The sequence below is a fragment of the Candidatus Njordibacter sp. Uisw_058 genome (assembly GCF_047730065.1).
In the GTDB taxonomy this organism is placed as follows: Bacteria; Pseudomonadota; Gammaproteobacteria; order Pseudomonadales; family Balneatricaceae; genus Njordibacter.
In genome coordinates this window covers 2,825,417-2,840,522 of record NZ_CP159829.1, presented here as the reverse complement: position 1 = coordinate 2,840,522, position 15,106 = coordinate 2,825,417, and the positions used below count along the sequence as shown (strand labels likewise).

General features: G+C 47.3%; 15 protein-coding genes and 1 riboswitch. Of the genes, 2 read left to right on the top strand and 13 right to left on the bottom strand.

The window, feature by feature from the left end; translation table 11 throughout:
- Window positions 1-5: 5 nt before the first annotated feature.
- From cobW to ABXT59_RS13285, 13 genes are all read right to left on the bottom strand, one after another.
- Window positions 6-1,106 (bottom strand): cobalamin biosynthesis protein CobW, encoded by a 1,101-nt coding sequence (cobW, locus tag ABXT59_RS13345; protein WP_443636692.1) that lies wholly within the window; start codon window positions 1,104-1,106, stop codon window positions 6-8.
- Window positions 1,107-1,408: 302 nt separating this feature from the next.
- Window positions 1,409-2,185 carry a precorrin-4 C(11)-methyltransferase gene (gene cobM / locus ABXT59_RS13340; RefSeq protein WP_443636691.1) on the bottom strand — a complete coding sequence of 259 codons (777 nt, stop codon included), beginning with the start codon at window positions 2,183-2,185 and terminating at the stop codon, window positions 1,409-1,411.
- Window positions 2,186-2,217: 32 nt separating this feature from the next.
- Entirely contained in the window at window positions 2,218-2,994 is a 777-nt protein-coding gene (gene cobJ / locus ABXT59_RS13335; RefSeq protein ID WP_443636690.1) for a precorrin-3B C(17)-methyltransferase, read from the bottom strand.
- A 27-nt stretch (window positions 2,995-3,021) separates the two neighbouring features.
- Window positions 3,022-3,831, bottom strand: coding sequence for a cobalt-precorrin 5A hydrolase (locus ABXT59_RS13330; RefSeq protein WP_443636689.1), 810 nt, complete (start codon window positions 3,829-3,831; stop codon window positions 3,022-3,024).
- Window positions 3,828-4,595, bottom strand: coding sequence for a precorrin-2 C(20)-methyltransferase (gene cobI, locus ABXT59_RS13325; protein WP_443636687.1), 768 nt, complete (start codon window positions 4,593-4,595; stop codon window positions 3,828-3,830). The genes ABXT59_RS13330 and cobI overlap by 4 nt, the downstream gene beginning before the upstream one ends.
- Entirely contained in the window at window positions 4,595-5,857 is a 1,263-nt protein-coding gene (cbiE, locus tag ABXT59_RS13320; protein ID WP_443636686.1) for a precorrin-6y C5,15-methyltransferase (decarboxylating) subunit CbiE, read from the bottom strand. Before cbiE ends, cobI begins: the two co-directional genes overlap by 1 nt.
- Window positions 5,857-6,498, bottom strand: coding sequence for a precorrin-8X methylmutase (locus tag ABXT59_RS13315; RefSeq protein WP_443636685.1), 642 nt, complete (start codon window positions 6,496-6,498; stop codon window positions 5,857-5,859). Before ABXT59_RS13315 ends, cbiE begins: the two co-directional genes overlap by 1 nt.
- An 11-nt stretch (window positions 6,499-6,509) precedes the next feature.
- Window positions 6,510-7,310: a precorrin-6A/cobalt-precorrin-6A reductase gene (locus ABXT59_RS13310; protein WP_443636684.1), complete on the bottom strand. Its 801-nt coding sequence runs from the start codon at window positions 7,308-7,310 to the stop codon at window positions 6,510-6,512.
- Window positions 7,307-8,422: a cobalt-precorrin-5B (C(1))-methyltransferase gene (locus tag ABXT59_RS13305; RefSeq protein ID WP_443636683.1), complete on the bottom strand. Its 1,116-nt coding sequence runs from the start codon at window positions 8,420-8,422 to the stop codon at window positions 7,307-7,309. The genes ABXT59_RS13310 and ABXT59_RS13305 overlap by 4 nt, the downstream gene beginning before the upstream one ends.
- 3 nt (window positions 8,423-8,425) lie before the next feature.
- Window positions 8,426-9,796, bottom strand: a complete 1,371-nt coding sequence (locus ABXT59_RS13300; RefSeq protein WP_443636681.1) for a cobyrinate a,c-diamide synthase — start codon at window positions 9,794-9,796, stop codon at window positions 8,426-8,428.
- Window positions 9,796-10,386, bottom strand: a complete 591-nt coding sequence (cobO, locus tag ABXT59_RS13295; protein ID WP_443636680.1) for a cob(I)yrinic acid a,c-diamide adenosyltransferase — start codon at window positions 10,384-10,386, stop codon at window positions 9,796-9,798. The genes ABXT59_RS13300 and cobO overlap by 1 nt, the downstream gene beginning before the upstream one ends.
- Complete coding sequence (locus tag ABXT59_RS13290; RefSeq protein WP_443636679.1) at window positions 10,386-12,071, bottom strand: ATP-binding protein; 1,686 nt, start codon at window positions 12,069-12,071, stop codon at window positions 10,386-10,388. Before ABXT59_RS13290 ends, cobO begins: the two co-directional genes overlap by 1 nt.
- Before the next feature lie 60 nt (window positions 12,072-12,131).
- Window positions 12,132-12,287, bottom strand: a riboswitch (cobalamin riboswitch).
- Window positions 12,288-12,485: 198 nt separating this feature from the next.
- Entirely contained in the window at window positions 12,486-13,799 is a 1,314-nt protein-coding gene (locus tag ABXT59_RS13285; protein WP_443636677.1) for an NAD(P)/FAD-dependent oxidoreductase, read from the bottom strand.
- 34 nt (window positions 13,800-13,833) lie between these two features.
- Between ABXT59_RS13285 and pip the strand changes: the two genes are divergently transcribed.
- Both pip and ABXT59_RS13275 read left to right on the top strand, forming a co-directional pair.
- The gene (gene pip / locus ABXT59_RS13280; RefSeq protein ID WP_443636676.1) at window positions 13,834-14,796 is read left to right on the top strand and encodes a prolyl aminopeptidase; all 963 of its coding nucleotides are present in this window, start codon (window positions 13,834-13,836) and stop codon (window positions 14,794-14,796) included.
- Window positions 14,797-14,880: 84 nt separating this feature from the next.
- The gene (locus ABXT59_RS13275; RefSeq protein ID WP_443636675.1) at window positions 14,881-15,033 is read left to right on the top strand and encodes a DUF2256 domain-containing protein; all 153 of its coding nucleotides are present in this window, start codon (window positions 14,881-14,883) and stop codon (window positions 15,031-15,033) included.
- The last annotated feature ends 73 nt before the right edge of the window (window positions 15,034-15,106 follow it).

The window sequence follows — 15,106 nt, the reverse complement described above, 5'->3', positions numbered from 1 at the left end:
GGTACTTAGACCTCAGCCACTTTTAGGGCCTTGGTCAGTTGCTCTACTTGCAAGTGTTTACCAATCATTACCAAGGAAGTGCGACGGGCCTCATCAGCCACCCACAAGCGATCAAAGTGACTTTCTAAACGCTGGCCAACAGCTTGAATGACCTGACGCATAGGTTTGTTAGGTAAGGCTGCAAAGCCCTTAGCTCGATAGATTTTCTGATTCGAAAGGAGCTCTTGTAGGGCTGTTTGTAAACGCTCACCATCGACTTCACCTAGATGAATAACACAGGAATCAAAGTGGTCGTGGGCATGTTCATGGTGGTCACCATGGTCATGATGATGGTCGTGGTGAGTGTGCACTGCTTCAATGCGTTCCTCTGCAGCGGCCTCTAAGCCTAGCACTAACTCGATAGACGCATCACTAGTGCCATCTTTGTTTTGGCCAATGTACGCGGTCTTGACGGCAGCTGGAACTTTAGCCGCAATGATGGCCTCAACTTGGCTGCGTTGCTGACTAGATAAAAGGTCACTCTTAGAGACAATGACTAAGTCAGCTGCACTAAGCTGGTCATCAAGTAGTTCAGCGAGATCAGGGTCATGATTAAGGCTTTCATCGGCCAAGCGCTGAGCTTGAACTTGCTCAGCATCGTGAGCAAAACGACCCCCAGCAACGGCTGGGCCATCGATCACAGTAATGACTGCATCAACAGTAAAGTGTTGTTTAATCTTGGGCCAGTTAAAGGCTTGTACAAGGGGTTTTGGTAAGGCTAAGCCACTGGTTTCAATTAGAATATGGTCAATATCATCCCGACGTTTGACTAATTCCAGCATTACTGGCAAAAATTCCTCTTCTACAGTGCAGCAAATACAGCCGTTAGCTAACTCATAAATACCTTGCTGGCTGCTCGTAGGCGCTGTGTCGTCATCACAATCCAAAGGGCAATTACGCAATAAATCAGCATCGATGTCCAGTTCACCAAATTCATTAACAATGACGGCAATACGCTTTGGGTCTTGACCTCCAGAAATCTGGCGCAACACATTAGATAATAATGTCGTCTTGCCACTACCTAGAAAACCCGTGATCACAGTAGCGGGAATTTTTTTCAGTTGCATGGGATAACCTTGTACGTAATTAAAAGCTAAAAGGGTGTTTGAATTTGCCCGCTATTTTGTCACAAAAAGCCACTAAAATCAGCCTTGCTTGGGCACAAACTATCCCCCATGCGACTCTTTGCAAGCCTCTAATAGAAGCTGGAACCACAGCCATGAATTAACTCATACTAAAGCCATGAGCACAGATCAATCTAGGTCGTCACTCTGAGGCATTAATCACCTTACAAAGGGGCTTATTTGCAGTGGCCCATACACCCTAGATGGAGCCTTCTAAAACCCAAGCAGGTGCAATGTAAAAATCACTAACCTGCCTTTTTATTGTGATCTTTCTTGCGATAGATGTGGGCTTTGGTTTCATCATATAGATACGAATCGTCAAAGTTTTCTGCATCCAACACATGGCCTACCAGTATCAAAGCAGTGCGGGTAAACTTTTTCTCACGTACTTTGGCAACGATATCGCTTAAGGTCCCTGTCACCTTATCTTGATCAGGCCAACTAGTGCGATAGCACACCGCTACTGGGCAGTCTGGTCCATAGTGAGGCAATAAGTCTGCCACAACTTTGTGAATGCGAGTAATGCCAAGGTGAATGGCCATGGTGGCTCCAGTGGCCGCTAAAGCGGGTAGACGTTCGCGCTCTGGGAAGGGAGTTTTGCCTTCGTAGCGGGTTAGAATAACTGTTTGTGAAATGCCAGACAAGGTAAGCTCTTTGCCCAGCCATGCGGCTGATGCAGAATAGGCTGTAACTCCAGGGATAATTTCGTAATCAATTTCTAATGCCTCTAGGCGGCGCATTTGCTCACCCGTGGCACCATATAACGAGGGGTCACCAGAGTGCACGCGGGCCACATGCTGGCCTTTGGCATGAGCATCGGCCATTAGCTCTACTTGAGCATCCAATGCTAAGGCTGCAGTGTCTATGACTAAGGCACCGCGTGAACGTGCGGTTGCCATATTTTCATCGGGAATCAATGACCCTGCAAACAGCACCACGGGCGCTACATCTAATAAGCGCTGACCTTTAATGGTCATTAGCTCTGGATCACCTGGGCCTGAGCCAATAAAATATACCGTCATAATTTTGTCCTGTGTTATGTCAAAGTTGGGAATTAAAGCTTCTTTTTATATCCACGAGGGGTATACACCCACTCTTTGGTGCCATTGACTATGTGTCTAGACTCGCTGTTGCCCACGGAGACAAGGGTAAACATGTCCACGTCTTTGGCATCTAATTCATCCAAACGAATAATAGTGACTTGCTCTTCTGGGCGCGTAAGCTGGCGACCGATTAATACGGGTGTAGAGGCCGGGCGGTGCTGTAACAATATGTCGCGGGCTTTGTTAAGCTGCCAATCACGTTTTTTAGACACAGGGTTATAGAAAGACACAACAAAATCACCTTCGCCAGCTTTTTCAATACGCTTTAAAATGGTTTCCCAAGGTGTGAGTAAATCTGACAAAGAAATAGTGCAAAAGTCATGTCCTAACATAGCACCCACGCGACTCGCACCGGCTTGCATGGCAGAAATTCCTGGAATAACTTCCAATTCTACAGCGAGCCATTCGGGGTGATTCTCTTTCCCCTCGAGCTGCATATCGAGTAATTCAAAGACTAAGGTCGCCATGGCATAAATGCCAATGTCGCCACTTGAAATAAGTGATGTAGTCTTGCCACTCGCTGCCAAATCTAGGGCTAAACGGGCCCGTCCAATTTCTTCACCCAAGGGCAGGTCATGGTGTTGTTTGCCGTTGCAAATATCCCCCAAAATTTGTAAGTAAAGGCCATATGCCACTAGGTCTGAACTGTCTGCGATGGCAGTGTGGGCGCGCGGCGCCATTAGCTGTGCATCACCAGGGCCAGTGCTAACAATAAATAGTTTGCTCATGCTGATCTCGTGCTCATTAAATAAAACTTAAGGATAATCTTCTTCACCCACTGAACCCGCGCCCGGTGGAAACGCTCTGGCGATGGCACAGGTGGCTTTAGGTGTTTTTAACTTGGCTTGTATTAGCTCTGCAGCATTACCAGTGGCTTGTTGAGCCGACCAGAGTGCAGCAGACTCTGCAACGCCATAAACACCAACAGTGTCATAAACGTATTGAGAAGGGTTTATCAATAAATCATTGACGGCTGCCAAAGTTTGGGCAGAATAGGTTTGAAAACTCTTACCTAAATCTTGAGCTAGCTCAATAAGGCCTTGCTCATTGGCTTTAATATCAATGCTATTAATGCTCACGATATCATCAATAGTGAGCCCTTGTTGTGTCAAACATTGGTTCAAAAACTCTAATAAATGGGCATGGCTACAATGGCGCTCACAGCCCATGCCTATGGTATATACAGGTTGCAGGTATGGCTGAGCCGTAGTGACAGCTAACTGCGCCTCTAGCATATGGCTAATTTGGCGTCCCCATTCGTTGGCACCGCCCTCATGCCCAGACAGCAATGGAATAACAAATTGGCCTTGCTCATCAAGCACCAGCACAGCTGGGTCTTGGTACTTATTTGTTATTACAGGCGCCAATGTACGCACAGCAATGCCCGTGGCACAGATCAAAATGAGGCGGTCAGCTTGAGAAAATGCAGCCTGAACTTGGGCCGCAAAGGGTTGTGGTTTTAGCTCAAAGGAAACTAGGCAATCTGGGTCATGGTTCAATAGCATGGCCTTTAAACGTTCGCCAAGGCGCGCGCCAGCATCGGTTAATGCAAAAATTCGGATCACCAATGACGCTCCTGTCTTAGCACTACGAACAATGAAAAGTATGGACCTGCTTGATTAGGTAATTGAGTTACATCGGTAAGAATTTCTTGGTTATCACGACCGATGTAGGCCAAATAGTTGGCATCTGCCATACGACCTGTTTTATCAAGTATGTCTAAGATACGCGGCCTAGCTCGGCCTGCCTTCATAATAACCACACTGTCATGGGTATTAAGGGCCAGTTCTAGCTGGGCGTCGGTGTGGCGTCCTGTCATGACAACAAAAGATTCTTGCAATAAGGATAGGGGTTGCTGTAGGGCAGACGCTGCACTGTTTACAGAAGAAATACCAGGCACTACAAGGCATTCGTGGGCATCACTTAAGCGTTCTAGCAGGTAACTAAATGAGCCAAAAAATAGGGGATCGCCTTCGCACAAAAACACGACAGATTTGCTTAGATTTAGTTGTTCAATAATTTGCTTAGTACCTAAATCGTAGGCAGCATTAGCCTCAGTTCTATCGGTACTCATGGGCATGGGAATAGCGATTTCTTTGGGCAACTCGGCACGACTAAGGATACTAGCGTGAGCAATATCTCGAGCCTGTGAAGTGCCTGCAATGGCGCTACTGGTCGCACTATTAGGCACACCTTTAGCGCTCGCTAAATAACAAATTACATCGGCAGATTGAATAAGGTAATGGGCTTTTAAGGTAATTAATAAAGCATCACCTGGGCCAACACCCACTCCATAAAATACGCCAGCTTGGGCTTCAAAAATATGCATTAGGATGAAATCTCTAGGGCTTTATGCCAGCACATTAAGGTAACGGGCAGCGCGGGGCGCAGTAAATCTTGCCCAGCAATGGTGTCGTGGCGACTGATGGCCACTTGTAAATAATCAGTGGGCTGCTGCTCTACATGTAGGCTAAATTGCCTCAGTGCAGCCTTACTTGGCTCAGTCACAGCACTGGTTGCAAGGCGACCACCCGGTTTGAGCCGCTGCCAAGCCAGTTGCATTATGCGACTAAGTTCACCGCCACTGCCACCTATAAAGACCTTGTCTGGAAATGGTAGTTCTTTGAGGCAATCTGGCGCTTTATCTTGGATAACATTTAAGTTAGCGCTTACTCCAAAAGCTTCTTTGTTAGCTTCCAAGCAGGCGATGCGCTGGTCGTGATGTTCGATAGCATATACTTGGCCTTGGGGATTCCATAGGGCCCATTCAATTGCGACTCCACCACAGCCCGCACCGATATCCCAAGCGATGTCTTGGGGAGCAGGTTGCAGTAAACTTAGAATATTAAGCCGCACTTCACGTTTGGTGAGCAAGCCTTTGCCTGACTCGCCATCGGTCACAAAGTGGGCATCTGCTATGCCGGGAAAATTTGGCATGACATGACCTATGCCTAACGTATGAACCACGGTCACGTGCAGTGACGCAAAGGGGGTTGAGCTGGTGGCTAGGTCTTGAGCTATAAATTGCTGTTGGTTTTGATCTTCGTAGCCTAATCGCTCGCATACATGTATCTTTGATAGGCCCAAATTAGCAGCCACTAAGACTTTTGCAATGGCTTGAGGATGGCTGTTTTGATCCGTAAGAATTAACAATGTGCGGTGGGGTTGTAAATGGCGCTTAAGGTGATTTAGTGGCCGCCCATGTAAACTGACTAGCTGGGCATCTTGTAAGGACAGTCCAGTTAATTCGCAAGCACCTTGTAAGCTCGACACGCCGCTAATACAGGTGACTTGATCGCCAAATTCAGATTGCAAATATTTACCAATACCAAACAGCAGTGGATCACCAGAAGCAAGAATCACAACATGAACAAAACCCTTGATCTCATGGGCGATGTGTTTGAGCCTTGGTAAGCATAGGCTGGCTGGCTGGGTGCGGCTTTGGTTTGCCACAACCTGCGCATGGGCTATACTTTCCAATTGTCTTGGTGAACCCATTATACAATCGCAACTACCTAAGGCGCTTAGGGCTTTGGCATTAAGCAGGGGGGGCTGGCAGATGCCTAACCCAATAACTGTAATTTTGGTCATTAGTAGCGTTCATCCATATTGCAGCGCAACAAAGCGTTGACTACTGAGGCAGCAGCGGCACTGCCACCTTGACGTCCAAGCAGGGTAATACATTCAATACCCAAGCCTTGATGAAGGTCCCAAAGTGCTTGTTTAGATTCAGCAGCGCCTACAAAACCAACGGGAATGCCTACAATTAATGCCGGTTTAGCTGCACCAGCTTTGAGCATTTCTAAGAGGCGAAATAGTGCCGTAGGGGCATTACCAATGACCACCACGCTAGAACGCAGTTGATCTCCCCAAAGGTCTAACGCCGCCATGGAACGAGTTTCCCCACGCTGTTTAGCTATAGCTGCCGTAGTCTCATGATTGAGGTAGCATAGGGGAGGATTTTGAATCATGCGTTTGGTAATGCCTTGTTTTACCATTTCTACATCACATAATATGGCTTGGTGTTTGGCCAGAGCCCCACGCCCAGCAGCACAGGCATTGGCACTTATACGCATGTGCTGTGCAACAAGGGGGTCGCCTACGCTATGGACAACACGCATCACCACTTGTTGGGCATCGTCACTTAGGCCTGATAAGTCCGTTAATAAACGAATTTGGCGAAAGCTATCTTGCTCTATAGCAGAGGGATTGGGCTGGTATTCAAAGCTCATATCATTATCACCTAGTGCTTCTGATCATGGCTATGGGATTGGACATGGCGGTTGCCTTTATTGAGGGATTTCATGGGTGTGCGACTCCACGCTTGTAAACGCTTTACAAGTCCATCAAATTGTTGTTCTACAGGTCCAATAAAATGTGGCCGCTGCAACATAAATATGGGCACTTTAAGGCTTCGTGCGGCTGTTAGCTTTGCTTCAGTGGAACTGCCGCCACTATTTTTACTAGCGATAGCTTGAATACTGTGACGTTTTAATAAGGCTAATTCAGCGGCTTCAGCAAAAGGGCCGATGGCTTTAATCCAAGTAACGTTGGGGGGTAACTCATGTTTGGGCTGCACAGCAGTACGTAACCAAATGCGTTGCTTTGCATTTAATAGTGCCATCTCTTTAGGGCTAATTTGCCCTATCGTTAATAACGTGCGCTGGTAACTTGAAAGGGCACTTAAAAGCTCGGCAGTAGTGCCAAATAAGCGCCAATCGTCTCCCGTTTGTGGTTGCCATTGAGGTCTTAAAAAACGCCAGTAATTTAGCCCTAACTCATGACAGGTTTGCTCTGCATGTTGGCCCATAGTGACACTGAATGGATGGGTCGTATTAACGATGCCATCTATGTTTTGTTGTTTGCAGTAGGCGCTTAAACCGCCAAACTGAGTAAACCCACCACTCACTACTGTAGCTGGAACTTGAGGCTGACGAACCAATCCAGCCACGCTATAAATTAATTCTAAACAGGGCTGGGTTTGGTGTAGAGCGCTAGCCAAATGGCGAGCATCTGCAGTACCCCCTAAGATCAGCAACCTCATGGGGCCACTCCCGCCGCGCGACCAAGTAATTCACCTTGCCTATTGACGGCGAATATTTCCAGCTGCACCGAATTAGGCACGGTTGTCAGGGCAAATGTTAACGCATCTTGGCAAACAGCCGCAGCTAAATCAATGCCTTGTTGCTGGCACAGCCCCAAGGCCTCAAGACTTGTATTACATGCTTTAATAGCTGTCACTAGGTCGTTATCAGCACCCAATCTTTGGGCAGTATGGGCCAGCTTCGGTAAATTAATGGAGGACTTGCCACTGTGCAAGTCTAAATGGCCATCGGCTAGCTTACTAATTTTTCCAAAACCACCACAAATTGTTAAACGCTTCACAGGAGACTTTTTTAAATGTTTAAGCACTGCACCTGCAAAGTCCCCCATTTCAATGAGTTGCATGTCGTCTAGGGCGTAATACTCTCCAATAAAGGCTTCACTTGCATTGCCTGTAGCTGCAGCTACATGGGCATAATTATTGGCTACAGCAACATCCAGACCTTGATGGATGGATGCAATCCAAGCACTGCATGAGAATGGACGCACGATGCCACTGGTGCCTAAAATTGATAATCCATCCACAATACCCAAGCGGCCATTCATGGTTTTCTTGGCAATCTCAGCGCCATTAACTACCCCAATTGTGACTTTAAAACCACCTGTGTATTGGTACAGTTGTGCTAAATGAGTGAGGTGTTCACTCATCATTTGCCGAGGTACGGGATTAATCGCCGCTTGGCCCACTTCAAGCAGCAATCCAGAGCGGGTGATGGTGCCCACCCCAGCACCCGCGCAAAACTTAATGCCTAATTCAGAAACTAGGCTTACGGTCACCCAGATGGTCGCACCATGGGTTGCGTCTGGGTCATCACCCGCATCTTTGATCGTCTCGGCATAGGCCGTGGTCGGTCCACGGTGTTCCACTAGCTTAAGCTCTAGATCAACGTGTTTACTCGCACCTTTAGGTTTAGGTAAAGTGACGCTGGCACTGGTTTTGTGAATGTTTCCTAGTAATAAATGAGCCCCAGCTAAACAACAGGCCGTGGCGCAAGTCCCAGTGGTTAAACCGGTACGCAAAGGCTGCTTTTTTTCGCTGGATTCAGGCCACATAGTTCAGATTGATCCTATTGCTGCGCTGCTATGAGTGGTTTGTAGTGGCTTGGTAAATAACTGAGCCACAGCTTGTGGGTTGGAAGGAAAGAACAAATGTAAATAACTGGCCGTCAAACCTTGTTGGCGATAGATGGCCTCTCCAGGTGCAGGATGACGCTGGCGCTGACCATGGGCAATGGGCGCAGGGGTGTTTTGGCTGCGAGAACGATGGTGTGCATGGGCACGCACTTCACCTTCTGGCAGCATAGCCGCTTGCATGCCTTGGCAACCCCGTTTGCCACGCATCGCACCTTGGCCTGCTAAAATGCCCACCATGGGGTAGGTCGTATCATCAAGATCAGTTAGCTTTTCCAAACAATACAGAAAACCACCACATTCAGCTAAAATTGGTTTTTGAAGGGCATTAAACCTGCGAATGTCCTTTAGCATACTGCTATTCCCAGCTAATTTTTTGGCATGCAGTTCAGGGTATCCGCCAGCAAACCATAAGGCATCAACGTCAGGCAAGTGCTGATCATTAAGGGGTGAAAAATAACTTAATTTAGCCCCCATCGCCTCTAATAAGCAGGTGTTGGCGCTGTATATGAAACTAAAGGCAGCATCACGGGCGATACCAATGGTGGTGCCTTGCAAAAGTTTTTGCGGTGCAGCAATGTCTTGGCTGGTAAAAGCCACGGGTTTGGGTAAGTCACAAATGGCTTGTCCACCCAGCCATGCTTTGCCCAGGTTGAAACGGTGTTCTAGTTCTTCACGCACTTCGTGAGCTTGCACTAAACCTAAGTGACGCTCTGGTAAAGACACCTCTGGATCTCTGGCGAGATTAGCGAGCAAAGGCATGCGACCTGCAAGAGCATCGTCAATAAGTTGGGCATGTCGTTGGGTGCCACAATTATTGGCTATGAGTCCACAAAACTCAACATCATCGCGAAAACTGGCTAAACCTAGGGCCACGGCTGCCACAGTTTGTGCCATGCCCTTCACGTCAATCACTAAGGCGATGGGAATGTTAAATGTGGCGGCTAGATCTGCACTGGAGGGTTCACCATCAAACACACCCATGGCTCCTTCTACTAGAATTAGATCAGACTGCTGAGCGGCCAAATAGAATTGATGCCGACAATACTCTGCCCCTGCCATCCATAAGTCTAACTGCGTCACAGGTTGTCCTGATGCTTGTTCTAGAATTTGTGGGTCTAGGTAATCGGGCCCCATTTTAAATACCCTCACCTTGCGGCCAAGGTCACGGTGATAGCGCGCTAGGGCTGCAGTAATGGTTGTTTTGCCTTGACCAGACGCAGGCGCTGCTAAAAATAAAGCAGGGCAATAGGCTATGGCATTTGCTTGATCCGAGTGTGGGGTCTTAGAGGTCATTAAAATTCAATACCAGCTTGGGCCTTAACGCCAATTCGAAAGGCATGGCCATCATCTTTTACTGTACTAATCGTGTCTGCATATTCAACTAACGCCTCCGGCATCACCCGGCCTGTAATAATGACAGTTTGGTCATGGGGACGTTTAGCCAAGGCTTCTAGTACAGGTTCTAGCGGCAGGTAGTTGTACTTAAATACATAGGCCATTTCATCAAGCACCAACAGGTCGATGCTAGGGTCTTGTAATAAACCTTGAGTGATCTCCCATGCTTGTTCTGCAGCGGCAATATCATTGGCTTTATCTTGGGTTTCCCAAGTAAAACCATGGCCCATTACATGCCAGTCTAAGCCAGGATAATCCTTAAAAAATTTGTACTCCCCGGTTTCAACGCGGCCTTTTACAAATTGAACGACAGCCGCTTTCTTACCGTGCCCTAAACTACGCATCATGGTGCCAAAGGCTGAGCTACTTTTACCCTTGCCGTTGCCACGCAACAAAATGGTCACACCACGTTCTTCTGTGGCTTTGGCAATACGAGCGTCAATGACAGCTTTTTTAGCACGCATACGTTCTTCATGGGTTTTACTCATTAAACCAGCCTCGCTTGGGATAAGGTTAAATATTGTGCTTTTAAAAGGTGCGCAATGTGTTGGCCCCGGCCTCGTTTCACTGGACCTTGTTCCGTATCAACAAGAATGGATTGGCCTAATAACGTGATGCCTGATAAATCCTGCTGCACCCGTCCGTCAGTAATAATGGTATTGATAATACGAATTCCTGGACTGCGTCGAAGCAGCCTAGTTGCAAAGGCACTGGCGGACTGAAGGGCTTGTCTTAATGGTGTACCGCCACCCACATCGATGCCGTTAAGTATAGGTGTCATGGCTTTAGGTGCGCGACCTTGAGTGTATAGTTCACAGACCTGGTCGTTACCAAAACCCAATAACACCAGTTGTTGACGAGCCATATAGGCATGTTGTGCGATGCCTGCAACTAAGCCTTTGGCCTGACTCTGACTATCACCAAGCAAGGTTGATGCGGACGTATCAAGTAGCACTAGATGCATCACAGGATCAGCACCACGCTGGCGGCGAAAACGCAGGTCGATGCCAGAGTCTTTGTGGCGGCTGGCAATCAAACTCGAAAACCAATTAATGTGCTTTGAGAATGGTTTATTCGGCCTACCATGGCCTTGGCCGTGCAAACCTCTGCTGGCCGCTGCCGGGATAGATGAAGACGCTCTAGGGGAGTCACCATCAGACTCCATTTGCCGCAGTGGGCCAGTGGGCTGCTTGGTTGGCACCATTTGTCCCCAGTCTTGCTCAGTGCTCTGGCCTTGAGAGTCTACCTTGCTATCCCTAGGGCGCTCAAAGGGTGGTGGGCTTTGTGGCGGTTGTTGGTTAGGTGGATTGGGAGCGTTAAGGTCGTTACGACGATGCATTAAGACCAGTTCTTCAACCGCATCAATATCTTCAAGGCTCACAGTATTGGTTTGTTGGAGTGCCGCATGAGCTTGTGCAGCACGCAGCCAAACTAAATCACCACGCACTCCATCTACTTGCGCAGCGACGCAGCGTTGGGCGATTTGTAAGCGCATATCGTCGCTAGCATTGATGCTTTTGAGCCGTATTTGAGCTTGTTCTATATTAGCTCGCAAAGCTTGCTGTGGCTTCGCATAAGTGGCCAAAAATTGGACAGGATTGGCGTCAAAGTCTTGACGACGGCGCACAATTTCCATGCGTTCATGGACGCTGTAGGTGTTCTCAAGGGCCACGCCAAAACCAAAACGGTCAAGTAACTGGGGGCGTAATTCGCCTTCATCTGGGTTCATGGTGCCCATTAAGGTAAATTCAGCTTCATGTTGGTGGCTAATACCATCCCGCTCAATATGATTAACACCACTGGCTGCAGCGTCTAGTAATAAGTCGACCAAGGCATCAGGTAATAGATTCACTTCATCAACGTAAAGTAAGCCTCTATGGGCCTTGCTCAAGAGCCCTGGTGCAAATTGCACGTGTTGCTCGCCCAGTACTTTTTGTAGGTCTAAAGACCCAGTGACCATCTCTTCACTGGCACCGAGGGGCAGGGTCACTAATTGATTTAGGTTAGCAATATCGAGGTCTGCCAAACTGCGGGCCAAGGTAGATTTGGCACTACCACGGGGGCCACTTACCAGCACGCCACCAATTGCAGGGTCTATAGCCAGCAAGGTTAGAGCAAGCTTAACTTGAGCTTGGCCAACGACGGCAGTAAAAGGAAAGTTTAGTTTGAGCATAGCCATATCCATCGCACCCACCGTACGATTTATGTGAAACCTAAGATATAACCTAGGCTTCTGATTTCATTTTGAGGGGCTGGTATCGGACTAAATCGCCTATGGATTCACCGTTGCGGGGGCAGTGTTGGCTCAAGACCGGTTTGCCGTAATCTCGTCCACGCTTCCCATTTAACTGCCTGTTCGCCAAGCAGAACCACTCATTGCTACCTATTGTAGGCTTATATGGTGAAGAATAATACGTTTATAGAGCGACTAATGGTTTGGGTGCGGCCTAGGCATATTCAATATCGCCATAGGGCTAATTTGTTGCTTAAACAATGCATATCACGCTGTTTGTGGCCTCCCAAATAGCTGCTTTAATGTGCCTATACGAGCAGTTTAGTCGGCAGTCACATTAATTGATTATTTAAATCATGGACGCTTGGTTTGGTTAAGGGCTTGCTGACGTTGCCGGTTATCCCACCAATCCTTAGTTTGATACCAAGCGCTAGCAGCGGGCATATACCAAGGGCTGCCATGATGATAGCTTCGGCTTTGCAGTGGGGTTTGTTCAAACACAGAATGTTGCTGCTGTGGATGTAACATTTTGAGAGCGGCTTTATGACCTAAATAAGGCGCCATAGCGACCCCATTACCACAATAACCCAAAGCATGATAAATGCCATTATTACAGCCGATATTGGGTAATTTACTAAAGCTGAAACCAGTAAAGCCAGTCCAACAGTGACTCATTTTGGTGTTTTTCAGGCTGGGGAATATTTCTATTAATTTAGATTGTAAAATGGGTAATGACTGCTCTGGCGTGATGGCGTGCAAAGCTGCGCGTGCTCCCAGCATAATGCGTTTGCCGCAAGGTGTTGGGCGGTAGTAACAAAAGCGCTGGCGGGTCTCAACCATACAATGGCCACCAGGCAATAAAGCTTGTACCTGATCTTTGCCTAACTCTTCGGTCACAATAATGAAACTGGGCACAGGCAAAACTCTTCTGGCTAAAAACTTAGAGACCCTAGATTGAGTGTAGCCATTGGTTGCCATAAGCACTTGCTCACAATCAATAGATTGGTTTTTAGTGGTAATGCAAAAGCCACTTCCTCGAGGCTTAACTGAATGCGCTGGCTGATCTCCAAAGACCTTTACTCCTGCGTCTAAGGCGAGCTGTAATAAACCATAGTGGAGTTTTCTAGGCTGCACACAAGCATGGCCTTCATACAGTAAGCCACCAAAATATAATGGCGTGTTAATGTGCTCAGTCATGGCATTGGGCTTGATCATGCGTGCAGCAAATGGCTCAATCTTTTGTAAACTGCTATTGGCTTGGGCCATGGCAGTATAGTCTTGGGGTGTCCATGCGGTGCGTAAACGACCAGAGGCTTGTAAATCACAATTAATTTTGTGATCAATAATCAAGCTTTTGGTGAAATCTAAAGAGTCATTGGCCTCGCAATGTAGCTGTGCAGCAATGTCTGAACCGTAATGTTTTTTGGCATCAGCCACAGACACTTTGTGACCTGAACCCAGCATGCCACCATTGCGAGTGCTGGCTCCAAAGCCTATGGCTTGGCTGTCTAATACAACCACGTCACGACCTGCTTGGGCTAGAGTTAAGGCTGCACTTAAACCCGTAAAGCCTGCCCCTACAACAACACAATCTGCTTTGGTTGGCGGCACTTCAGTGTTACGATATTGGGGCTGATTTTGCCACCAGTAAGGTGTAAATTGAGTCATGATTAGCTAATTATTTTTTTATTGAGTCTTCACCATGCAACAACTTTATCCAGAACTCAAACCCTATCGAGAATTCTTTTTACCTGTGACCCACGGGCACAGCCTTTATGTTGAGCTATGTGGCAATCCTCAGGGTATGCCTGTGGTTGTCATACATGGGGGTCCAGGCGGAGGTTGCGGGCCTTCATCGCGTCGCTTTTTTGACCCCAATGACTACCATATTATTTTACTTGACCAACGTGGGGCTGGGCGCTCATTACCCCATGCTAGTTTAGAGGCTAATACCACCCAGCATTTAATTGAAGACTTTGAATTACTGCGTTGTGAATTAGGTATTTCTAAATGGCTTTTATTTGGTGGCTCTTGGGGAGCTACATTAGCTTTAGCCTATGCTCAGGCGCACCCAAATCGTGCTCTAGGACTTATTCTTCGGGGTGTTTTTTTGGGCCGCCAAAAAGATGTGGATTGGATATACGAAGCCGGTGGCGCCAGTCGCATGTTTGCAGATTATTGGCAAGTATTTCAAAAACCATTAGTCAACACAGATGCTGAAGCTACTGGCGAAATGGTTAACACCTATTATAAATTGTTATGTGGCACTGATGAATTAAAACGCTTTGCCGCCGCAAAGGCTTGGGCCGCATGGGAAGGAAGTATTGCCACATTAAACCCTAGACCCCATCTTGGAAACGATTTTTCTGACGGTCATTTTGCCTTAGCTTTAGCTCGAATTGAATGTCATTACTTTGTCAATCAATGCTTTTTTGAGTCTAATCAATTATTAAAAAATATGCATAAAATCAGTCACTTACCCGGTATCATCGTGCATGGTCGTTACGATATGATTTGTCCAGCAGAGCAGGCGTTTGAAGTGCATGCACTGTGGCAAGCATGCCAATTGCACATTGTGCGTGATGCAGGCCATGCGCAACAAGAACCGGGCATCGTCGATAACCTAATTAAAGCGACTAGGGAGTTTGCAGTTAAGCTTGCATAGAAGATTATACGCTTCTTACACGGCCCTTAGTGTGACCTCAATTATATATAGACCCAGTCAAATGTTGAGCAGGAAGAGAGTAAGATGGCGAAAATGGTAAAAAAGGGCGACTTGCCGCAAAAAATTTGTCAGACATGCAACAAGCCATATGCGTGGCGAAAAAAATGGGCGCGTGATTGGGCGAACATTCGCTATTGCTCACAACGTTGTAAATCTGAAGCCAAATTAGATATTTAACACTGGAGTAATGAGTTGTTTCAAGTCACTTGTGAATTTGCACTCAAGCATGCTTTGGCAGGCAAATTAAAAA